We start from the raw sequence: 20,189 nt of genomic DNA, 5'->3' as shown, positions 1-20,189 counted from the left end.
TATACCGTTTTACATCTGTTCGCCATACGGATTATTTGTCTTGCAAACATCCGTCCTGCATGCTCATAACGCGCTCGAACCGTACAGCCAATTCATCATCATGCGTCACCACAATCAAACTGGTGCCGAGTTCGTTTTTTAAATCCAGCATCATGTCGAGTACATTTTGCGCATTTTTGCGGTCGAGATTGCCGGTCGGCTCATCGGCCAGCAAACATTTCGGCTGTGTCACCAATGCGCGGGCAATGGCAGCACGTTGACGCTCACCGCCCGACAATTCGCTCGGACGATGCAGCATACGTTGTTTCAATCCCACTTTTTCCAACATCGCCGCCGCTTCGGCTTCGGCTTCGGCTTTCGGTTTTTTACCGATTAACAAAGGCATCATCACGTTTTCCAAAGCGGAAAACTCCGGCAAAAGATGGTGGAATTGATACACGAACCCCAAATATTGATTACGCAACAAGCCCAACTGCTTTTGGTTCATTTGCCCTAAATCCTGCCCCATCAGTGTCACACGGCCTTCGGACGGCATATCCAAGCCACCCAAAATGTGCAGCAGCGTTGACTTGCCGCTGCCCGACGAACCGATAATACTGACGCTCCGGCCTTGCGCTACTTCTAAATTCAAGCCGTTCAATACCTGTACGTTCAATGCTCCGTCGTTGTAGTTTTTGCCGACGTTTTCACATTTCAACACGATATTATTCATAACGCAAAGCCTCCGCAGGTTGGGTTTTCGCCGCCCGCCAGCTTGGATACAGCGTGGCGATAAAGGCCAAAGCCAAAGAAATACATGCAATTACAGCCACGTCTTTCATATTGACATCGCTTGGCAGATAATCGATGAAATAAATCTGCGAATTAATCAGATGCACACCGAACAGTTTTTCAAAAAATGCCACGATTTTGCCCACATTCCAACCCAGCAGCACGCCGCACGCCACGCCGATTAAGGTGCCGAAAAAGCCCGCAAACGCGCCCTGCACCATAAAAATCTTCATGACACCGGCAGGTGGCAAACCTAAGGTGCGCAAAATCGCAATATCGGCCTGCTTCTCGGTCACCGCCATCACCAATGACGATACCAAATTAAACGCCGCCACGGCAATAATCAGCGTTAAGATGATGAACATCATGCGTTTTTCCAATTCAACTGCTTCAAAATAGCTTCGGTTGCTAAACGTCCAATCACGTACCCAAACGTCTTGCTGATCGGCGGCGGGAATCAGATTGGCGATAAAAGCAGGCGCGTTTTGCGGATCGGCCAGCTTCAGGCGCAAACCGCCGACACCATCACCCAGGCGATACAAAACCTGCGCATCTCGAATATGTGTCATTGCCAATGAGTTATCGACTTCATACACACCGGTTTTGACAATACCGACCACGTTAAACTGCTTCAAACGCGGCACCGCACCAGCAGGCGTCACATTACCCTCAGGTGTAATTACCGTCACTTTTCCACCCGGCTCCGCCCCCAAAGCCTGCGCCAAACCTTCGCCCAAAATAATGTCGAAACTGCCCGGTTTCAGATCGTCAAAGCTGCCGACAGGCATGTCTTTACCGTAATCGACCACGTTTTTTTCTTCAGACGGCAAAATACCGCGAATCTGTACACCCCGAACTTCGCCCGAATTGGCCAACAACGCTTGGTCGGATACATAAGGCGCACTGGCCAATACTTCTTTTTTGCCTTTGACATAACGGCGCAAATCCTGCCATTCGGCACCGTTGCCATTGTCGAAATAACCGATTTCGGCATGCGGCGCGACGTTTAACAACTGCCCGCGGATTTCTTTCTGAAAACCGTTCATCACCGAAAGCACCACAATCAGCGCAGTCACGCCCAATGCAATGCCCGCTATCGAAATCATGGTGATGAATGACATGAATCCGTTGCGCTTTTTCGCCCGCAAATAGCGCAGGCCAATCCAAGATTCTAAAGAAGCCATTTATTTCAAGCTGCCTTCGTTTCAAAATAAAAGCGGTATTGTACCGTAAAACGCGCAGGCCGTCTGAAACGCCTAAGGCATAAAAAACAACTGTAAAGACTGACCTTGCAAACCACAATTTCGGTAAAATCCGCCGAAAAATTTGCATTTGTAGCAAATCGGCTTTATTCTAAGTCCAACGGGACCTGTCTGGTGCCATGAATAAGGACGAATATCCAATGAAAACCACAAAACTCTTAGCTTTATCCGTAGCCGCTGCTGCTTTAGCGTTCAGCGTGAATGCGTATGCGGCTAAAGAAGTTAAAATTGCTTCCAACAATACGCCTTACACCGACGCACAAGTGCAGCAATTAGCCGCCTCCGCTTTGGGCATGGGCGTGAAAGAACCGGTTAGCCTTACCCGCTCGGGCGGCAATGTTGTCGTATCAGGCAGCGACAGCACCAAGTGTACCTTTAAAGTAGGCGAAGGCGATGCCCCTAAAATTCAGGGTGTGAACTGCAAATAATCCGATTCCAATTTCAAAGGCCGTCTGAAATTTTCAGACGGCCTTTTACATATTGCTAATTCTTCTTTTATTCTTTCACCATACGCCGCTCATACACTGCTTGCGCCAAAGTACCCGCATCGACGTATTCCAATTCCCCGCCCAAGGGAATGCCGCGCGACAGGCGGCTGACTTTGTAAGGCAGATTTTTGAATAATTCCGACAACACATACGCCGTGGCATCGCCTTCTGCAGTGAAGTTGGTGGCAATGATGATTTCATCGATTTCGCTCTGCTGCAAACGTTCGACCAGCTTATCCAAGGCAATCGCCGAAATATCCATGTTTTGCGCCGGGCTGATCTGCCCCATCAGCACAAAATACAAGCCATCGTGACAATGTGCGGTTTCCATGTTCGACACATCCGCCGGCATGTGCACAATCATCAAACGGCTTTTGTCGCGGCTTTTGTCGGTGCAAATGTCACATATCTCGTTTTCGGTAAACGTATTGCACAAACGGCAATGGTGTACTTGTTTGAGCGCATGTTGCAGCGCGTCGACCAATTCTTGCGCTTCTTCGCGCTTATGCTGCAACAATTGATGTGCCATGCGCTGCGCGGATTTGGGACCCACATTGGGCAGCACTTTCAAGGCATTAATCAATCGGCCGAATGCGTCAGGTTGTTTACTCATATTTTTTCAGACGGCCTCGCCGCTTTCCATGAATTTTAATAAACCAAACGGCCGGAATACCGGCCGTCTGAATCCATCCGTTATTCTGTCGGATTCACTTTTTGAGCACCTTGTTCTTGTTTGATTTTCTTGTTCAAGTATTGCAACAATTGGTCAAACACATTGGCTGTTTGCTGCTGTACCACAGCCTGCTTGGCTGCCGGCAATTGCTCGTTAACATTTTCCGGCGGCTTGATGGCCTGTATTTCCAAAATCACCGGTGCCGGCAAACCTTCCAACTTCACATAAGCCGGTTTACCCCCAGCCGGACGCGCTTTTAATAATTCCGCATAGGCTTCAGGCGGCATGGATTGACGCGCTTGTTGGGCATTCAAATCAGAAACCGGCGACCATTCCACAGTCGTTTTCTGACCCGATTTCAAATCAGCCAAGGCTTCATCGGCTTTTTTCTCAGCTAATTTACGCGCTTCGGTCAACAAATAAGCTGAACGTGCTGCTTCTTTCACTTCTTCAAAAGGTGCGGTTTTCTCTTCGCGCGTCTCTTTGGCACGTACCACCCACACCACATCCGGCGCAACGGTAATCGGCTCGGAATTATGTTTTTTCTTCAAAACATCTTCGCTGAAAATCGCTGCAATCAGCTCATCCGGCATACCGGCCGCTTTGCCGTTGGCTCGGGTCAGCCATTCGTCAGGTGCTTCGACTTTCAAATTCAGCTTTTTGGCTGCTTCGGTTAAGCTATTTGGATTATTGAATGCTTCTTCAGCCAATTGCTCTTTGAGTTTATTGAATTCGCCGGAAACTTTTTTCAGCTTCAATTCGTTTTCAATGCGGGCTTTTTCCTGCTCAAAATCCGGTTTGTTATCGGTCGGAGCCGCCGCTGCTTGCTCATCAAATGCTTTGCGCACTTCTTCTTCGCTCACGCTTTGTTTAGCCGACAATTCATTGGCATCTAAAGCGACATATTCGATTTTGGCCGCTTGCGGAATCACATAATCTTTTTTGTTGGCATCGTAAAAGCTTTGCACCGCTTTATCGTCAACCTTGATTTGGCCGGCAAACATTTCCGGATTAAACGTTACCGAACGCACCGTGCGCGCGGCTTGAGTAAGGTTTACCAATTGCGCCGCTTGTGCATCGCTGACAATAGTGCCGTTTTGTACCAAGTTCAGCAGGTTTTGCAATTCAAATTGCTCGCGGATTTCTTCGACAAACCGGTCTTCGCTCATGCGGCGTTGATCAAGATACTGGGTCAGCATCGCTTGGCTGAATTTGCCGCCGGCATCATGGAAGCTCGGGTCGTCCACAATAATTTGTTTGATTTGTTCCTGAGACACCGCAATACCCATCATTTTCGCACCTTGGGTCAGGTAAGCGCGTTGCAGCAAAGATTGGAATACTGCATCGCGGGACTCATTGCCGCCGGCCGCCTGCGCATTCTGCATGGCCACGTTCAAAGCATGATCGCTCACCTTCTGATCACCGACTTTAACAATATAATCCGAACCCGGTGCGGCGACGGTACTCACACCGAAACCGACAAAGGTCAACGCAATCAAACCCAATAAAATCTGGGCGGGCAATTTATATTTTTCAACGGAATGAAACATAACAGCTCAATAAAGATATGTGGATGGCAAACGCGTATTGTAACGTTTTTTTCGCGAATCTGCACTTCAATTCATACTTTTCAGACGGCCTTGACGAATGAATTATGTCTTCAGAAATACAAGATGCGACCTTTACAAAACACCGGATTTGAGTATAGTTCGAAGCTATAGCGGCACAGAAAGCGCAGAGATAGACGGCTTTCGAGCAGCGCATAACAAAGAAATGTGCCAAAGATAGAGATTTTGCAAAGGTTTCGAGATGCTGTCTGAAACTTAGTCAGCCAAAAATCTGCTGATAATGATCAGTCGAGAAACCAACGTAAAATTGACCGTCTTTATCCAATACCGGGCGTTTAATCACGCTCGGATTTTCAATCATAATGCGAACGGCACCTTCCTGTTCGGAGGCTTGTTCCTGAGTTTGCCCGTCTAATTTACGCCATGTCGTGCCACGTTTGTTTAACAAATTTTCTAAGGGAATTTGTGACAGCCATGCGCTGACCAATTCAGCTGTGGGCGGTGATTTTTTAAAATCGACAAACTCGGCTTCTATGCCGTTATCCGCCAGCCAAACACGGGCCTTTTTGACTGTGTCGCAATTGGGAATACCATATAATTTAATCATGTTCAGCCTTTCATTGATTTTTACCCTGACATTCTACCGAGAGCTTGTACAGTTTGCCACAAAATACGGTAGAATAAACGCAGCGGCTTTGGCCGGTATTCCGACACAGACATCATTACGGAGCGAATCGATGCAAAAAAACGTCACGCTTTCTTTAATGGCCGCCGCCGTGCTTATGGCTGGCTGTTCAGACAAAAAACCGAGCAATTCTTTATTTGAAAAAACCATCAATCAATATGCAAAAAAACAAGGCATTTGTTTGCCTTTGGTTTTGAATGTGCAAAACCCGCGTGCAAACGACAGCTTCACGCAGGTGCCGATTGGCACACCTGAAATCAAGTTGGCCGAAAAAGACCGTAAAGGCAACGACATCAACAAAACAGCGTTGAAGCAATTGAATATTCTGGAAAAAGAAGACTTCTACGAAAAGTCCAAAGAAACCATACCGGTTGCCGCCAACAGCGATGAGACTGTCAAAGTATTGGTTTATAAGCTGACCGAAAAAGGTGAAAAACAAACCCGCGCCAAAGAGAAAATGCCGCATTTCTGCATCGGCCATCAAGAAGTCAATAAAATCAATTGGTACACCGAGCCCGGCCCGGCCAACGGCATGACCGTTTCGCGTGTATCTTATGAGGCTAAATTTGTGCCGGAAAAATGGGTCGGTAATTTATTGAAAGCCGGCGGCAATGCCAAGTTGCCATTGGATGAAGTGCGTGTGCAAACGGCCACACTGGTCAAAACCAGCGACGGCTGGAAAGATTCACGCGAATTGCGTTGATTGTGTGTGTTTTGCAGCTATAAAAAGGCCGTCTGAAACCAATGAACTGCCCCCCAATACTTGGACAAGTTAAGAATCTTTCTCAAACAGCCTTTTCAAGCTGGGTTCTGTAGCCGACAGGACTCAGCTTTTTTAAGTTTAAACTAATCCGCTCATGATTGTAGTAATGTATGTAATCATCTATTACCTCTGTCAGCTCTGCCACCGACAACGCACCTTCCTGATAGAAGCTCTCTTCTTTTAATGTACCGAAGAAACGCTCCATCGGCGCATTGTCCCGGCAATTTCCTTTGCGCGACATGCTTTGCACCATTCCTTTCCCAGCCAGTTTCGCCCGATAAGCCCCGGTGCGGTAAAGCACACCCTGGTCGGAATGCAGCAGCGGCGTTTGGCCTTTCAGACGGCCAAATGCTTTATCCAACATTTGCGCCACCAGTTTACTGTTTGCTCTGCGGCTTAAAGAATAGGCCACAATCTCCCGATTAAACACATCCAATATCGGCGATAAGTACAGCTTCCCGTCTGTGCATTTGAACTCCGTCACATCGGTCAGCCATTTGTCTGCCGGTTTGCTAGCAGTAAATTCACGATTAAGAATATTATCCGAAGCCTCTCCTATTACCTGCGGACGGTAGGCTTTTTTGCTGCGGACTTTGGCTTTCAGTCCCAACAAACCCATAATGCGCTGCACTTTCTTTTTGTTCCACGACAATACGGCGGCAATCCGCCGATGACCGTAGCGGCCTTTGTGTCGGCGATAGACTTCACTTACTGCGGTTTTGGCCGCCGCATCGGGATCGGCTTTGCCGATATGGTAATGAAAGCTGCTTTTGGGAATGCCGGCACTGTGCAGCAGATATTTCAGCGGGTGCTTCGCTCTCAACGTTTGAACGGTTTCGCAGCTTTGGCGGCGTTCTTTTCGTTGAGGGCTTTCATGTGCTTTAGGTAGTCGTTCTCCGCCCTCATGTAACGTAACTCTTCAATCAGTTCCGCCTGGGTTTTTTCGTGGTCGGGTTTGTCGGCGATAAACGGGTTTTTGCGTTTGGTCTTCATAAACGTAGCCTGCGGGTGTTGAAGTGCGGCGATACCGCCTTGGCGATAGGCGGCTATCCAACGGCGCAGGTGGGTGCGCGAGACGTTGAAGTGCTCTGCGGTGCGCTGTTGGCTGTGCACTTGGTGATAATGGAGTACGGCTCGGTATTTGAAGTGTAGGTTATATTTGGACATAAGAAAACTGCACCTTTTAAAGTTGGAGGGGTGTCCAACTTTTGGGGTGCAGTTCACATTTCTTTCAGACGGCCTTTTTGCATGGGTTTTATTTAATGCGCTTGAACACCAAATCCCAAATGCCATGCCCTAAGCGTTTGCCACGGGCTTCAAATTTGGTTTCGGGGCGGTAATCCGGCGTGGGCGCATAATCTTCAGCCGTGTTTTGCAGGCTGTCGAAGCCGCTTAACACTTCCAGCATCTGCACGGCGTATTCTTCCCAGTCTGTTGCCATGTGGATGTAGCCGCCGATGGCTAATTTCGGCAATAGTTTTTCGACAAAATGCGGTTGCCCCAAGCGGCGTTTGTGGTGGCGTTTTTTGTGCCACGGATCGGGAAAAAAGATGTGAATGCCCGATAATGCACCATCAGCCAACATGTTTTCGACCACTTCCACGGCATCGTGGCGCATCACGCGGATATTGCCGGCTTGCTTTTCTTCAATCAGCTTCAAAATATTACCGACACCCGGGCCGTGTACGTCAATCGCCAGAAAATCGGTTTCCGGCAAACGCTTGGCAATCTCTACCGTAGCCGTACCCATACCGAAGCCGATTTCCAAAACTTTCGGATTACCACGGCCGAAGTATTGGTTTAAATCGATAATGGCATCTTGATAGTCGATACCGAATTGCGGCCACATGGTATCAATGGCACGCTGTTGAGCGGCAGTCATATGCCCTTGCCGTAACACAAAGCTGCGGACGGAACGCAAATGTTCGGTAGGTACTTGGTTTTCTTTGTGATTTTGGGTGGAATCTGTCATACCGGTTAAATCTTTACAATCAAAATGAAAAGGCCGTCTGAAACAAACGGCTTAGGATATGGTGCGCAATTATACCTGATTATGACTTTTCAAACGGCCTTTTCTTTGTGCTTATGCTTTCAGACGGCCTGTTGCCAGTGTGCCAACAATGTTTTCAACACGTCTGCTTGTTCGTAGCCATGCTCAATCGCTTTTTGCAGCCACTCGCAGGCTTTAGCAGCATTTTTTTCCACGCCCATACCGTGGAAATACAGGCAGGCCAGATTGTATTGCGCCATCGTATCTTGCTGCTCGGCAGCAGATTCAAACCATTGCGCGGCCCGGCTGAAATCAGTCGCAACGCCCTGCCCGTTGTAATACATCATGCCCAAATTGGTTTTGGCTTTGGTGTGCCCCAACTCGGCTGCTTGGCGGTAAAGCGGCAAGGCTTCGGCATAGCTTTGGCTGCGCTGCAAACCATAATGCGCGGCAAAGGCTTTTTGATAAAGGATTTCTGCTTGCTGACGTTGCAACGCGACCTGTTTGGCTTCTTCATAATGCCGATGGTCGTTCAACGCGCTGTCGGACAATAATTTTTGGTGTGCCGCCATATCGCCCAAATCCGCTGCCCGGCGGTAATACTCACGGGCTTTCGGCAGATGTGCAGCTACACCCAGACCATAACGGTAAATATCGCCCAATAAACGCAAAGCTTTCGGATGATTGTTTACGGCAGCTTGCCCGGCATGATGATGCGCTTTTTGCGGATTGCGCTCAACATACTGACCCAGCAGATAAATTTCTGCCAACGCAGCATGGGCATTATTGTCGCCGTTTTGTGCGGCCGTCTGAAACCAAGTCAGTGCTCCGGCGCTGTTTTGCAGCAACAAAATTTCAGCCAATGCGGTTTGCGCAGGTGCAATGCCGTGCTGCGCGGCAACCTGAAAATGCGCTATTGCTTGCGTTAAATTTTTTGCAACGCCTTGCGCCAATTTGTATTGCAGACCAAGCTGCCAATGTGCCGCAACAAAGCCCTGTTCGGCAGCCAAGCAGTAAAGCCGATGTGCTTTGTGTAAATCAGGTTCGGCGGCATATTGATGATATTGCGCCAAAAAATACTGTGCTTGCGGATGGTTTTGCTCAGCTGCCTTATTTGCCCAAAGCAATGCCTGTTGGGTTTGCCCCATGTCGTTGAATGCGCGCATCAAGCGTAATTGTGCATGCACCAAACCCTGTTCGGCCAATTCGGTATAGTGCCGCAAAAGACTTTGAATATCGGCGTTTTCCGATTCTTGCAATTGCAGCAGATTGTAGCGGGCATACGCATGTCCTGCTACGGCCGCTTGTTTCAGGTATTCGATACCGGCGGCAAAATCTGCCGAAATGCCATGGCCGTTAATCAGGCATGCAGCGAGTTGGAAAGCGGCTTCGCTGTGTCCGGCTTTGGCGGCCTGCTGCAATAAAGGCACTGCTTGCGCATAAGCCGGCGGCGATTGCAGCAAGAATTGATTGGCTTGTTGATAAAGATTTTCGGCTGTCTGTGTCATGCGGCGTTTTCTTTTTTATATTGTTTTGACATCCTAGCCATACTAAGAAGGTAAACCGAATTAGTATGACAAGCTGTTTGATTTTTGATTTAAGCGTAATTTACTGTGTTAAAAAAGCCGTCTGAAAACCGGTTCAGACGGCCTGCCGTTTGGCTTAGCTATTTTCTTTCAAAAATACACTTACACCGCTTTCGCAACGGATTTGCTGCATTTCTAAAGCATGCTTTAAAAGCGCATCGTTTTGCGGCAGTGCAGCGCGTTCGGCTTCGTGATGCCATAAATGGTAGGCAATGCCGGCAAATTTAAGATTGTGTCTTTTCATACCGTTGTGATAGCAGCGGGCAACAAACTCGCTGTCTTCACGTCCCCAGCCGACAAACCAATTGTTAAAGCCGTTCACTGCCAAGGCATCTTCGCGGAAAAAGCTCATGTTGCAGGTTTTGATGCCGCGGTGGTTTTGGTTGCCGTTTTTACCGACTAAAGCAGACAAAAAACGACATCTTAAAGCAGAAAGGCGCTTTTCAATGCCTGAATCAAATACGGAAAGGTTCGGCAATTGATCGGAAGCCAAAATTTCCTGAGTGCGCGTTTCGGTCAAAATCACGCGCGAACCTTGCACCAAGCGGCCTTTGAGCGCCAGTTTTAAATGGTCGGCAATAAATGACGCGTCCAACAGCATATCACCGTCAATCAGCACAATATAATCGCCTTTGGCTATTGCCAACGCGCGATTGCGTGATTCGGCGACACGAAAACCATCGTCAGGCCGCCAAGAATGTTTCACCGGTACCGAGCTTTGCCGATTAACGTATTGAACCACATCTGCCGTTTCGCGGGCCGAGCCATCGTCGGCCACAATAATTTCATCGGGCAAGCGTGTTTGCGATAAAGCCGATTGCAGCACAAATGCGAGTGCGTCCGGCCGGTTATACGTGGTGATAATCAGCGATACTTTCAGATTCTGATTGCGCTCATGCAACTTCACATATTTATAGTAAGAACCTTGCGCATTGGCCACCGAAATGGTGAGGCCGTCTGAACCGTAGGCGAAACCGCGTTTCAGAAAATAATTTTTAATAAACGACACACCGCCGTGCAACAGAGCTTTGGCCGGTGAAGTTTTCTTTTTAAAGCGGTTTTCATCAGCATAGAGCGAAGAATATTGCTGCATTTTCTGAATCAAGCCTTCCGCGTTTTCAAAAGAATAATGTTTCAGACGGCCTGACAAAGAATAGCTTTGCGCGTCTTTAGGAATTATCAGAGATTCATGCACTTGCCGGTCGGAAAAACGGGTAAAACGGCGGTGGTAGAGGCGCGGCAGAATATCCGGATACCAGCCGCAGCCTTTAATCAAACGGCCGTTGTAATGATTCAGACGGGACAAAGTATAAATACTTTGCGGATTATTTTCCGCTACGGCAGTGCGAATGCTGTCGATCAATTCCGCATCCGGCACTTCGTCGCTGTCGATGCTGAAAATCCAATCGTTTTGCGCCAAACGTGCGGCCATGTTTTTCATGGGGCCGAAACCGATAAAATCATGTTTGAAATAGCTGACGTTTTTAAATTGCGCAGCAATGTCGAATGTGCGGTCGGTCGAACCGTTGTCGAGCAGCAAAACTTCATCAAAATCGCCCAGCGCGGTCAGCACTTCCGCCAAATAGCGCTCGGAATTTTTTACCAACATGGCGGCAGTTGCCGGAATTCTTGTATTCATCATGGTCAGGCCGTCTGAAAAATATCTTCAACGGCTGTATTTTACCCGATATACCGCTACAATACGCATTTCATTTTTCAGACGGCCTATTGACTATGCGACTGCTGCTCGCCCCCATGCAAGGATTATGCGACGACGTGATGCGTGATTTATTAACGCGCATCGGCGGTTATGACGAGTGTGTCAGCGAATTTGTGCGCATTACCCATACCGTACATTCCCGCGCCACCTGGCTGAAATATCTGCCCGAAATCGCCAACAGCAACCAAACCTTTGCCGGCACGCCTTGCACAGTGCAGCTTTTAGGTAGCGATGCCGATAATATGGCTATAAACGCTTTGGAAGCGGTGCGTTTCGGTGCGGATAAAATCGATTTAAACTTCGGCTGCCCTGCACCGACGGTAAATAAACACAAAGGCGGTGCGGTTTTGCTCAAAGAGCCGGAATTGATTCACCACATCGTCAAAACCCTGCGCAGCCGCCTGCCCGAACATATCCCGCTAACCGGCAAAATGCGCTTGGGCTTTGAAAATACCGATTTAGCCTTGGAATGCGCAGCCGCGATTGCCGAAGGCGGCGCATGCGGTTTGACGGTTCATGCCCGAACCAAAGTCGAGGGTTACGAACCACCGGCACATTGGGATTGGGTACGTAAAATCCGTGAAGCAGTGTCGATTCCGGTTACCGCCAATGGCGATGTGTTCACGCTGGAAGATTATCTGGCGATTAAAAAGGTCAGCGGCTGCAACAGCGTGATGCTGGGGCGCGGCGCGGTGATTCGGCCGGATTTGGCGCGACAAATCAAACAATATGAGCGCGGAGAAACAGTACAGCCTGCTGATTTTGCTGAAATTGCTGGCTGGATTAATCTCTTTTTTGATTTGTGCATGGTCAAAGAAGCCAATAACAAATACCCCGTGGCGCGTTTGAAACAATGGCTCGGCATGATGAAAAAAGAATTCCCGCAAGCACAAGATTTGTTTGAACGCGTGCGGACCTTGAAAGAAGCGTATGATGTGAAACAAGTATTGTCGGCATTTGAAGCAGAACAACAGGCCGTCTGAAAAAAATGCCGTCTGAAGATTTTCAGACGGCATTTCCAATTCCATAAAGTTAGCTTAAGAAGCCAACACACGCGGGAAAAATACTTCGTTTTCCAAATGAATATGATCGGTCAAATCATTAACCATCTCTTCTGCCAAGCGGTACAAGCGTGTCCAGCTGCCGCAGGCGTTTTCCGGAATCTCGAAATTGTTGGTTAATTCGCGCAGGCGCCCAATCGCTTTATCGTGCTCTTCATGCTCATGCATCATTACACTGATCGGCATGGCTGCGCCACGCCCGATACCTTGATTCACCATCGGAAACAGCATACGCTCTTCCTTCATCATGTGGCTCAACAGCTCGTTTTGCATATGGGCCAGCAATTCAGCGATTTCAGCCGGAAAAGTATCCGCATGCACTGTTGCCACTTTTTGCGCCAACGGCACCAATTCATCAAACTGCGCACGATGCACATTATGGTAACGCTGCAAAATATGGTCGATGGTTGCATTAAAAGGCGCAGTTTCCCAAACGGTAAAATCAGTCATAGTCAGGTTCCTTGTTGGTTAAAGGCTTTCAGACGGCCTTTTTAAAAGATACATATTTTATGAATGTATTAAACAATTGCAAGGATACACCGATCCGGCTGCTTTGTACAGAGATGAATAAATGAAATAAGTAACTAAGAATAAAAGTAATTTTCAAATATTATTCGAATGCATTGTCGCCAGATAATAAAAATCCCAAGTCAATAACGACTTGGGATTCATATTCGTGGCAGAGGGGAAGGGATTCGAACCCTCGATACGCTATTAACGTATACACACTTTCCAGGCGTGCGACTTAAACCACTCATCCACCCCTCTGTAAAGGATTGCTTGCCGATTCGCATCAAGCAAATAATAAAAAAATCCGGTTTCGAACCGGAAGTTTTGGTGCCCAGGAGAAGACTCGAACTTCCACACCCGTGAGGATACTAGCACCTGAAGCTAGCGCGTCTACCAATTCCGCCACCTGGGCATTCAATCGTCATTAAAGCAAAAAGACCAACTTGGTGCCCAGGAGAAGACTCGAACTTCCACGCCCGTAAGGACACTAGCACCTGAAGCTAGCGCGTCTACCAATTCCGCCACCTGGGCTTTGCTTTATTTACCGTTTTACGTTACAGTACCGAAGATGCTGCTGAAACGAAGTGGCTATTATATATTTACAACGAAGAATGTCAACTGCAAAAATGAATAAAAAAATTAAATTATTAAATCTACGAGAAAAAGATCCTTACTTAGAGCGAGAAAAGCAGCGTTACGCCGAGCCGTTACCCAGCCGAGAGTGGGTGATTGAATTATTAGAACAAAAAGGCGTGCCCACCAAAATTGATGCCTTGGCACGCGAGCTCTCTATTAAAGACGAAGAATACGAATTTTTCGAACGCCGTCTGAAAGCCATGGTACGTGACGGTCAGGTGTTGATTAACCGTCGCGGCGCGGTATGTGCAGCGGATAAACTGGCCTTGGTGAAATGCCGTGTCGAAGCACATAAAGACGGCTTCGGTTTTGCCGTACCGTTGGAAAAAACCGGCGAAGGCGATTTTGTTTTATACGAACGTCAAATGCGCGGCGTGATGCATGGCGATATTGTCACCGTACGCCCTGCCGGAATCGACCGTCGCGGCCGCCGCGAAGGTATGGTGCTGGATATTGTCGAACGCGCGCAGGTTCAAGTGGTCGGCCGCTTCTATATCGATTGCGGGATTGCCATTTTGGAAGCGGAAGACAAACGTTTAACACAAAGCATCGTGCTGGAGCCAGACAGCGTGGCACAATTTAAGCCTGAATCAGGCCAAGTGATTGTGGCCGAAATCGAAAGCTATCCTGAATTGCACCGCCCTGCCGTAGCCAAAATCATTGAAGTGTTGGGTGAATATGCAGACAGCGGCATGGAAATCGAAATTGCCGTGCGCAAGCATCATTTGCCGCATCAATTCAGCGAAGTCTGCCGAAAAGCCGCGGCAAAAATCCCTAATCATGTACGTAAAAGCGATTTGAAAGGCCGCGTCGATTTGCGCGATTTGCCTTTGGTAACCATTGATGGTGAAACCGCGCGCGACTTCGATGATGCGGTTTATGCCGAGCGAATCGGCCGCAATTTCCGCTTGGTGGTGGCGATTGCCGATGTCAGCCATTATGTGCGCCCGGGCGATGCGATTGATAATGATGCAGTCGAACGCAGTACCAGCGTCTATTTTCCGCGCCGTGTGATTCCAATGCTGCCGGAGAACCTTTCCAACGGTATTTGCTCGCTGAACCCTGATGTCGAACGTTTGTGCATGGTTTGTGATATGTCCATCACTTATGCCGGCAACGTGAAAGAATACAAATTCTATCCGGCAGTGATGCGCTCCCACGCCCGTTTGACGTATAACCAAGTATGGCAATGGATTCAAGAAGGCTCCGGTAATCCGCTGAAGCCACAAATCGATACCTTATACAAACTTTTCCAAGTTCTGCAGAAAAAACGCCAAGACCGCGGCGCAGTCGAATTTGAAAGCGTGGAAACGCAGATGATTTTCGACGACAACGGTAAAATCGAAAAAATTGTGCCTGTGCATCGCAACGATGCGCATAAGTTGATTGAAGAATGTATGTTGGCGGCAAACGTATGCGCGGCAGATTTTCTGCTGAAAAACAAGCATACTGCTTTATTCCGCAACCACTCAGGCCCTACGCCTGAAAAATTAGCCACCCTGCGCGAACAATTAGGCTTACTGGGCTTGGCCTTGGGCGGCGGCGACAAACCGACCCCGAAAGATTACGCTGCCTTGGCGCAGCAATTCAAAGGCCGGCCGGATGAAGAATTACTGCAAGTGATGATATTGCGTTCTATGCAGCAAGCAGTGTATGAACCGAACAATGATGGCCATTTCGGCTTGGCTTACAGATCATACGCCCACTTCACTTCACCGATCCGCCGTTACCCGGATTTAACCGTGCATCGTGCCATTAAAGCCGTGTTGCAAGGTGAAAAATACACACCGATGAAAACATGGCAGGCTCTGGGCGTGCATACTTCATTCTGCGAGCGCCGCGCCGATGAAGCCGGCAAAGACGTTGAAAACTGGCTGAAAACTTATTACATGCGCGATAAAGTGGGTGAGGTATTCAAAGGCAAGATTTCCGGTATAACCAGCTTCGGTATTTTTGTTACCTTAGACGATATCCACATCGACGGCTTGGTGCATATCAGCGACTTAGGCGAAGATTATTTCAATTTCCGTCCGGAAATCATGGCGATTGAAGGCGAACGCAGCGGCGTACGCTTCAATATGGGTGATGAACTACTGGTTAAAGTTGCCCGTGCAGATTTGGACACCAGCAAAATCGACTTGGTATTGGTAAACAGCAATAAAAACGGCACAAAAAGCCGCCGCTCAAATTCGCACGTTGCTGCCAAAACCGAAAGCAAACAGCCGGTTATTGCAAAAAAAGCTAAAACGCGCAGTAAAAAACTATCGGCTAAGGAAATTGACGAGCAAATGGCCGCTGCCAAGCAAAAACCTTCTCGCCATAAAACGGATGAACACAAGCAAGCTGCAAAACCTAAAGCAGCAAAAAGCAAAAAATCTAAAAACAAAGGGGTTAAAGTTAAGGTAAAAAACAGCGGCGAATCTTCCCGCAAACGCAAAGCCAAATCTTGATATAAGTAAATCAAAGGCCGTCTGAAACTCGGTTTTCAGACGGCCTTCATCTTACTTAGAGCTTGCTAAAACTGAAGTTTTTTTACATAGCACAAAAAAACCATTGCTTCGATGGTGGTATACTACAATGAGCAAAAACGGTCGGCTTTAATAAAAATCCAATCATGAGCCGACACATAACAAAACACGCAGTGAGGTCATGTCATGTCATCACGTCCCATTACCATTACGTCCTACAATATGCACAAAGGCATGTCGGCGCTCAACCGCAAATACCAGCTCAACAGCATGAGCGATGCCTTGCAATCGCTCAATCCGGATGTGTTGTTTCTGCAAGAAGTGCAAGGCATGCATGCCAACCGCAGCAGTAAAATTCTCGAATACCCGAGCGAGCCGCATTATGACGTGTTGGGTGATTACCTTTCCTTCAACCGAAGCTACGGTAAAAATGCCATCTATCCGCAACGCCACCACGGCAATGCCATTCTCAGCCGCCTTCCGCTTGAAACCCGCAATAATCTGAACATCACGGTCAACAAACACGAGCAGCGCGGCGTATTGCATTGTGAAGTATTGCCGGAAGGTTGGGATGTTCCTTTGGTGTGTCTGTGCGCTCACTTGAATTTGCGCGAACCTGACCGTGCCAAGCAGTATCAAGCGATTTTTGAATACGTCAGCCGGCAGATTGATACCCAAAGCCCGTTGATTATTGCCGGAGACTTCAACGATTGGCGCTATAAATCGGCCATTTCATTAGGCAAGGCGCTCAACTTAGATGAAGTGTTTCTCGACAACAACGGCAAACGCCCGAAAACCTTCCCTTCCCGCATGCCGCTGCTCAGCCTTGACAGGGTTTACACGCGCAATTTGGACATCTTGGATACCCAAGTCCACAACAGCCGCAACTGGCAAATGCTTTCCGACCATCTGCCTTTAAGCGTCAAAGTGAAACCAAAATTACCGTAAACTCAATTCGACATTAAAACAGGCCGTCTGAAAGATTGGTAGGTATTTTTACCTGCGCAAAAATTCTTTCAGACGGCCTGAATTGCTGATAAGATAAACATAACAGAAAAGGTGCGATGATGGATATCGAACACGATTATCTCAGCCGGATGCCGTTTCACATCGTATTCATCGATCCGCTGCACACCGATTTCAAAAGCAGCGCCCGCAAATTAAATGAATACATCCACCGCAATCCGCTTGCCCATACCCGTTTACACCAGCCTAAGTTTGCCGCCAAAATTCTCGAAATGGCTGCATTCCGCAACAATATGCGCGTGGTCATCCGCAAAGCCGATGCCCAATTGAAGCATGATTTGCACTACCTCATCCGCAACGGCGTATTTGCCACCGATGATAAAATGTGGGCGTTTATCAATGATCCCAATAATCTGACGTTGGTGAAAAATTAGGCCGTCTGAAATATAAAACAAATAAATACAAAAGGTTAAAAATGCTGCTCTTTATTGACAACTACGATAGTTTTACCTATAACATCGTACAATATTTTGCCGAACTCGGCCAAGAAGTCATGGTGCGCCGTAATGACGACATTACTTTAGAAGAAATCGCCGCACTTAATCCGCAATACCTGATTATCGGCCCCGGCCCTTGTTCGCCGAAAGAAGCAGGCGTTTCCGTGACGGCCATGCAGCATTTTGCCGGCAAGCTGCCGATTATGGGCGTGTGTCTCGGCCATCAAACCATAGGCGAAGCATTCGGCGGCGATGTCGTACGCGCACAAACCTTAATGCATGGTAAAGTTTCGCCGGTTTACCACACCAACCAAGGTATGTTTAAAGGTTTGCCGAATCCGGTGACTTGCACGCGCTATCACAGCTTGGTCATCGACCGCCACACCCTGCCCGATTGCCTTGAGGTCACCGCATGGACGGAAGATCAAGAAATCATGGGTGTTCGCCACAAACAATATGCCGTCGAAGGCGTGCAATTCCACCCCGAAGCCTTGCTGACCGAACGCGGCCACGACATGCTGCGTAATTTTTTAGAAGAATTCAAAGATTTTCGCCCGCAAGCCGCTTGAAGAAAAAAATTCAATTTCAATGAACTAACCGGCATGACAGCAGTCTGAAGTTTCATACAACAAATGCCGTCTGAATCTATTTATTTAGTATGTTCAGACGGCCTCATAATTCTCTTTGCATGCCGCGCCCTTGCGGTACAACACATTCGGCAATACGCCTGCTCAATATCTATTCCATAAGCCACCGTAAATTTTAAATTTGCCTCGATGGCCGGTTTACTCATTTTCCGGCCAAACAAGCCCTGCAAACATATGCTCTTTGCGCTATCGGCAAATCCATAATTTATGGCAAGAACACTAAGGATATTGCTACGTCATGGCCAACCTATCTTACCCCAACCGCCAAGTGCTTCTCTATTCACTCATGGGCGGTTTCGGCATATCATTGCTCGTTATCGAAGCCAATTGGCAGATTCTCCGATGGGCCGAGCAGCAAGACGGTTATCATCCGCCCCCAACCGGCATACCCGCCCATCTTTTTGAAATCCTGCTATATGCCACCCTGACCTGTCTGCCCTTGGTTTTGCTTACCGTCGCCATTTGCGTGGCCAAACGGGTTTACCGCAACAAACGCGGCGGGTATATTATCGGCTTTTGCGCCACGGCGGTTTTCTTAGCCATTGTGATCGGCGCATGGCTGTTTAAAATCATTATCCACTACATGGAAGCGCACACCATTTGGCTGCCGCCTTCCGATTTTGCATCTGCATTGGCTTATATTTGGCTGTGGTTTTGCATAAGTGCCGTCATGCTGTGTGCTTGGCTGGCAGGCACGCCGCCCAAACCTGAGCCTGCCTCCGAAGAAACCGCATAGCATTTATCTATTATTGAAGGGAAAACACATGATTACGCCGCAACAGGCAATTGAACGTTTAATCAGCAACAACGAACTTTTTTACGATGAAATGACCGATTTGATGCGCCAAATCATGAGCGGTCAAGTGCCGCCGGAGCAAATCGCGGCGATTATGACAGGCTTGCGCATCAAAGTAGAAACCGTTTCCGAAATTACGGCCGCAGCGGCAGTGATGCGTGAGTTTTCTACCAAAGTAGCGGTCAACCATACCGATAACCTGGTCGACATCGTCGGTACAGGCGGTGATGGTGCGAAAACCTTCAACATCTCTACCACCGCCATGTTTGTTGCAGCCGCAGCCGGTGCCAAAGTTGCGAAACACGGCGGCCGATCGGTATCATCTTCCAGCGGTGCGGCCGATGTGATGGAGCAAATGGGCGCGGTGTTGAATGTTACGCCCGAGCAAGTCGCCCAAAGTATAGAACGAACCGGTATCGGTTTTATGTTTGCACAAAATCACCACAGCGCCATGCGCCATGTTGCGCCGGTGCGCCGCTCACTCGGTTTCCGCAGCATTTTCAATATTCTGGGGCCGTTAACCAATCCGGCAGGTGCGCCGAACCAGCTTTTGGGCGTATTCCACGTTGATTTGTGCGGTATCCTTTCGCGCGTGTTGCAGCAATTGGGGTCAAAACACGTGTTAGTTGTGTGCGGCGAAGGCGGTTTGGACGAAATCACCCTCACCGGCAATACCCGCGTGGCCGAATTAAAAGACGGCACCATCCGCGAATACAATATCAACCCGCAAGATTTCGGCATGGAAATCCGCCGCAACCTTGACGACATCCGCGTGGAAAACAGCGAAGAATCGCTCAAAAAAATGGATGCCGTCTTAAACGGCGAACACGGTGCCGCGCGCGATATCGTGGTACTCAACGCCGCTGCCGCCTTGTATGCGGGCAACGTGGTGGATTCTTTGGCCGATGGTGCCGCAGCTGCGCAAGAAGCGATTGATTCGGGTAAAGCTCAAGCCAAAAAAGCAGAATTTATCGAATTTAGCCGACAGTTTGCTGCATAACATTTTGTCTTTAAAGGCCGTCTGAAACATTGGTTTCAGACGGCCTTTTTACGTTCAGCCCCTCCACACAAGCATATATATAACAAAATCATCTTTGCAATA

At 48.3% G+C, this 20,189-nt stretch carries 20 protein-coding genes and 3 tRNA genes; 9 read left to right on the top strand and 14 right to left on the bottom strand.

What is annotated here, in order from left to right:
* Positions 1-31: 31 nt before the first annotated feature.
* Together lolD and H4O27_RS05815 are read right to left on the bottom strand one after the other, a co-directional pair.
* A complete protein-coding gene (gene lolD, locus H4O27_RS05820; protein WP_165010876.1) occupies positions 32-712 on the bottom strand; it encodes a lipoprotein-releasing ABC transporter ATP-binding protein LolD in 681 nt (226 codons plus the stop codon).
* Positions 705-1,955: a lipoprotein-releasing ABC transporter permease subunit gene (locus tag H4O27_RS05815; protein ID WP_165010878.1), complete on the bottom strand. Its 1,251-nt coding sequence runs from the start codon at positions 1,953-1,955 to the stop codon at positions 705-707. The genes lolD and H4O27_RS05815 overlap by 8 nt, the downstream gene beginning before the upstream one ends.
* A 218-nt stretch (positions 1,956-2,173) precedes the next feature.
* On the opposite strand from H4O27_RS05815, the gene H4O27_RS05810 reads away from it, so the two are divergent.
* Positions 2,174-2,461: a hypothetical protein gene (locus H4O27_RS05810; RefSeq protein ID WP_165010879.1), complete on the top strand. Its 288-nt coding sequence runs from the start codon at positions 2,174-2,176 to the stop codon at positions 2,459-2,461.
* Between the two features lie 67 nt (positions 2,462-2,528).
* Here H4O27_RS05810 and recR read toward each other — a convergent pair whose 3' ends face one another.
* The 3 genes from recR to H4O27_RS05795 form a co-directional block, all read right to left on the bottom strand.
* Positions 2,529-3,134: a recombination mediator RecR gene (gene recR / locus H4O27_RS05805; protein WP_165010881.1), complete on the bottom strand. Its 606-nt coding sequence runs from the start codon at positions 3,132-3,134 to the stop codon at positions 2,529-2,531.
* 80 nt (positions 3,135-3,214) lie between these two features.
* Entirely contained in the window at positions 3,215-4,744 is a 1,530-nt protein-coding gene (locus tag H4O27_RS05800; RefSeq protein ID WP_165010883.1) for a SurA N-terminal domain-containing protein, read from the bottom strand.
* A gap of 277 nt (positions 4,745-5,021) precedes the next feature.
* On the bottom strand, positions 5,022-5,369 hold the full coding sequence (locus H4O27_RS05795) for an arsenate reductase (protein ID WP_165010885.1): 348 nt from the start codon (positions 5,367-5,369) through the stop codon (positions 5,022-5,024).
* 130 nt (positions 5,370-5,499) lie between these two features.
* Here H4O27_RS05795 and H4O27_RS05790 point away from each other — a divergent pair, with 130 nt between their 5' ends.
* Entirely contained in the window at positions 5,500-6,150 is a 651-nt protein-coding gene (locus H4O27_RS05790; RefSeq protein ID WP_165010887.1) for an SEN1982 family lipoprotein, read from the top strand.
* 82 nt (positions 6,151-6,232) lie between these two features.
* On the opposite strand, the gene H4O27_RS05785 is transcribed toward H4O27_RS05790, so the two are convergent.
* The 5 genes from H4O27_RS05785 to H4O27_RS05765 all read right to left on the bottom strand — a co-directional run bounded on the left by H4O27_RS05785 (position 6,233) and on the right by H4O27_RS05765 (position 11,425).
* Entirely contained in the window at positions 6,233-7,033 is an 801-nt protein-coding gene (locus tag H4O27_RS05785; protein ID WP_193004364.1) for an IS3 family transposase, read from the bottom strand.
* Positions 7,030-7,377, bottom strand: a complete 348-nt coding sequence (locus H4O27_RS05780; RefSeq protein ID WP_165088224.1) for a helix-turn-helix domain-containing protein — start codon at positions 7,375-7,377, stop codon at positions 7,030-7,032. Before H4O27_RS05780 ends, H4O27_RS05785 begins: the two co-directional genes overlap by 4 nt.
* A gap of 88 nt (positions 7,378-7,465) precedes the next feature.
* A complete protein-coding gene (trmB, locus tag H4O27_RS05775; RefSeq protein ID WP_165010771.1) occupies positions 7,466-8,182 on the bottom strand; it encodes a tRNA (guanosine(46)-N7)-methyltransferase TrmB in 717 nt (238 codons plus the stop codon).
* Positions 8,183-8,301: 119 nt separating this feature from the next.
* Positions 8,302-9,708, bottom strand: a complete 1,407-nt coding sequence (locus tag H4O27_RS05770; protein WP_165010769.1) for a tetratricopeptide repeat protein — start codon at positions 9,706-9,708, stop codon at positions 8,302-8,304.
* A gap of 154 nt (positions 9,709-9,862) precedes the next feature.
* Complete coding sequence (locus H4O27_RS05765; protein ID WP_193004400.1) at positions 9,863-11,425, bottom strand: glycosyltransferase family 2 protein; 1,563 nt, start codon at positions 11,423-11,425, stop codon at positions 9,863-9,865.
* A 95-nt stretch (positions 11,426-11,520) separates the two neighbouring features.
* Between H4O27_RS05765 and H4O27_RS05760 the strand changes: the two genes are divergently transcribed.
* Positions 11,521-12,489, top strand: a complete 969-nt coding sequence (locus tag H4O27_RS05760) for a tRNA dihydrouridine synthase (protein WP_165010775.1) — start codon at positions 11,521-11,523, stop codon at positions 12,487-12,489.
* Positions 12,490-12,543: 54 nt separating this feature from the next.
* Here H4O27_RS05760 and dnrN read toward each other — a convergent pair whose 3' ends face one another.
* From dnrN to H4O27_RS05740, 4 genes are all read right to left on the bottom strand, one after another.
* Positions 12,544-13,017 carry an iron-sulfur cluster repair protein DnrN gene (gene dnrN, locus H4O27_RS05755; protein ID WP_165010765.1) on the bottom strand — a complete coding sequence of 158 codons (474 nt, stop codon included), beginning with the start codon at positions 13,015-13,017 and terminating at the stop codon, positions 12,544-12,546.
* A gap of 227 nt (positions 13,018-13,244) precedes the next feature.
* A tRNA-Ser gene (locus H4O27_RS05750) sits at positions 13,245-13,335 on the bottom strand.
* A 67-nt stretch (positions 13,336-13,402) separates the two neighbouring features.
* Positions 13,403-13,489, bottom strand: a tRNA-Leu gene (locus H4O27_RS05745).
* Between the two features lie 32 nt (positions 13,490-13,521).
* Positions 13,522-13,608, bottom strand: a tRNA-Leu gene (locus tag H4O27_RS05740).
* An 80-nt stretch (positions 13,609-13,688) separates the two neighbouring features.
* On the opposite strand from H4O27_RS05740, the gene rnr reads away from it, so the two are divergent.
* The 6 genes from rnr (at position 13,689) to trpD (ending at position 20,087) form a co-directional block, all read left to right on the top strand.
* Positions 13,689-16,163, top strand: coding sequence for a ribonuclease R (gene rnr / locus H4O27_RS05735; RefSeq protein WP_165010763.1), 2,475 nt, complete (start codon positions 13,689-13,691; stop codon positions 16,161-16,163).
* 204 nt (positions 16,164-16,367) lie between these two features.
* Positions 16,368-17,129 (top strand): endonuclease/exonuclease/phosphatase family protein, encoded by a 762-nt coding sequence (locus H4O27_RS05730; protein ID WP_165010761.1) that lies wholly within the window; start codon positions 16,368-16,370, stop codon positions 17,127-17,129.
* A gap of 116 nt (positions 17,130-17,245) precedes the next feature.
* Positions 17,246-17,581 carry a hypothetical protein gene (locus H4O27_RS05725; RefSeq protein WP_226883457.1) on the top strand — a complete coding sequence of 112 codons (336 nt, stop codon included), beginning with the start codon at positions 17,246-17,248 and terminating at the stop codon, positions 17,579-17,581.
* 41 nt (positions 17,582-17,622) lie between these two features.
* On the top strand, positions 17,623-18,213 hold the full coding sequence (locus H4O27_RS05720; RefSeq protein WP_165010759.1) for an aminodeoxychorismate/anthranilate synthase component II: 591 nt from the start codon (positions 17,623-17,625) through the stop codon (positions 18,211-18,213).
* Between the two features lie 316 nt (positions 18,214-18,529).
* The gene (locus H4O27_RS05715) at positions 18,530-19,027 is read left to right on the top strand and encodes a hypothetical protein (protein ID WP_165010757.1); all 498 of its coding nucleotides are present in this window, start codon (positions 18,530-18,532) and stop codon (positions 19,025-19,027) included.
* 28 nt (positions 19,028-19,055) lie between these two features.
* Complete coding sequence (trpD, locus tag H4O27_RS05710; protein ID WP_165010755.1) at positions 19,056-20,087, top strand: anthranilate phosphoribosyltransferase; 1,032 nt, start codon at positions 19,056-19,058, stop codon at positions 20,085-20,087.
* Positions 20,088-20,189: the final 102 nt, after the last annotated feature.

This window comes from Neisseria yangbaofengii (assembly GCF_014898075.1).
Taxonomy (GTDB): Bacteria; Pseudomonadota; Gammaproteobacteria; order Burkholderiales; family Neisseriaceae; genus Neisseria; species Neisseria yangbaofengii.
Note: the sequence above shows the minus strand (reverse complement) of the source record. Positions and strands in the feature narration are given on the sequence as shown.

Excerpts from the sequence above, each read along its gene's own strand:
- lolD (WP_165010876.1), bottom strand. The coding sequence starts at position 712 with ATGAATAATATCGTGTTGAAATGTGAAAACGTCGGCAAAAACTACAAC.
- dnrN (WP_165010765.1), bottom strand. The coding sequence starts at position 13,017 with ATGACTGATTTTACCGTTTGGGAAACTGCGCCTTTTAATGCAACCATC.
- H4O27_RS05790 (WP_165010887.1), top strand. The coding sequence starts at position 5,500 with ATGCAAAAAAACGTCACGCTTTCTTTAATGGCCGCCGCCGTGCTTATG.
- H4O27_RS05725 (WP_226883457.1), top strand. The coding sequence starts at position 17,246 with ATGATGGATATCGAACACGATTATCTCAGCCGGATGCCGTTTCACATC.
- H4O27_RS05815 (WP_165010878.1), bottom strand. The coding sequence starts at position 1,955 with ATGGCTTCTTTAGAATCTTGGATTGGCCTGCGCTATTTGCGGGCGAAA.
- trmB (WP_165010771.1), bottom strand. The coding sequence starts at position 8,182 with ATGACAGATTCCACCCAAAATCACAAAGAAAACCAAGTACCTACCGAA.
- recR (WP_165010881.1), bottom strand. The coding sequence starts at position 3,134 with ATGAGTAAACAACCTGACGCATTCGGCCGATTGATTAATGCCTTGAAA.
- H4O27_RS05760 (WP_165010775.1), top strand. The coding sequence starts at position 11,521 with ATGCGACTGCTGCTCGCCCCCATGCAAGGATTATGCGACGACGTGATG.
- H4O27_RS05780 (WP_165088224.1), bottom strand. The coding sequence starts at position 7,377 with ATGTCCAAATATAACCTACACTTCAAATACCGAGCCGTACTCCATTAT.
- H4O27_RS05765 (WP_193004400.1), bottom strand. The coding sequence starts at position 11,425 with ATGAATACAAGAATTCCGGCAACTGCCGCCATGTTGGTAAAAAATTCC.
- H4O27_RS05795 (WP_165010885.1), bottom strand. The coding sequence starts at position 5,369 with ATGATTAAATTATATGGTATTCCCAATTGCGACACAGTCAAAAAGGCC.
- H4O27_RS05810 (WP_165010879.1), top strand. The coding sequence starts at position 2,174 with ATGAAAACCACAAAACTCTTAGCTTTATCCGTAGCCGCTGCTGCTTTA.
- H4O27_RS05730 (WP_165010761.1), top strand. The coding sequence starts at position 16,368 with ATGTCATCACGTCCCATTACCATTACGTCCTACAATATGCACAAAGGC.
- H4O27_RS05715 (WP_165010757.1), top strand. The coding sequence starts at position 18,530 with ATGGCCAACCTATCTTACCCCAACCGCCAAGTGCTTCTCTATTCACTC.
- trpD (WP_165010755.1), top strand. The coding sequence starts at position 19,056 with ATGATTACGCCGCAACAGGCAATTGAACGTTTAATCAGCAACAACGAA.
- H4O27_RS05800 (WP_165010883.1), bottom strand. The coding sequence starts at position 4,744 with ATGTTTCATTCCGTTGAAAAATATAAATTGCCCGCCCAGATTTTATTG.
- H4O27_RS05770 (WP_165010769.1), bottom strand. The coding sequence starts at position 9,708 with ATGACACAGACAGCCGAAAATCTTTATCAACAAGCCAATCAATTCTTG.
- rnr (WP_165010763.1), top strand. The coding sequence starts at position 13,689 with ATGTCAACTGCAAAAATGAATAAAAAAATTAAATTATTAAATCTACGA.
- H4O27_RS05720 (WP_165010759.1), top strand. The coding sequence starts at position 17,623 with ATGCTGCTCTTTATTGACAACTACGATAGTTTTACCTATAACATCGTA.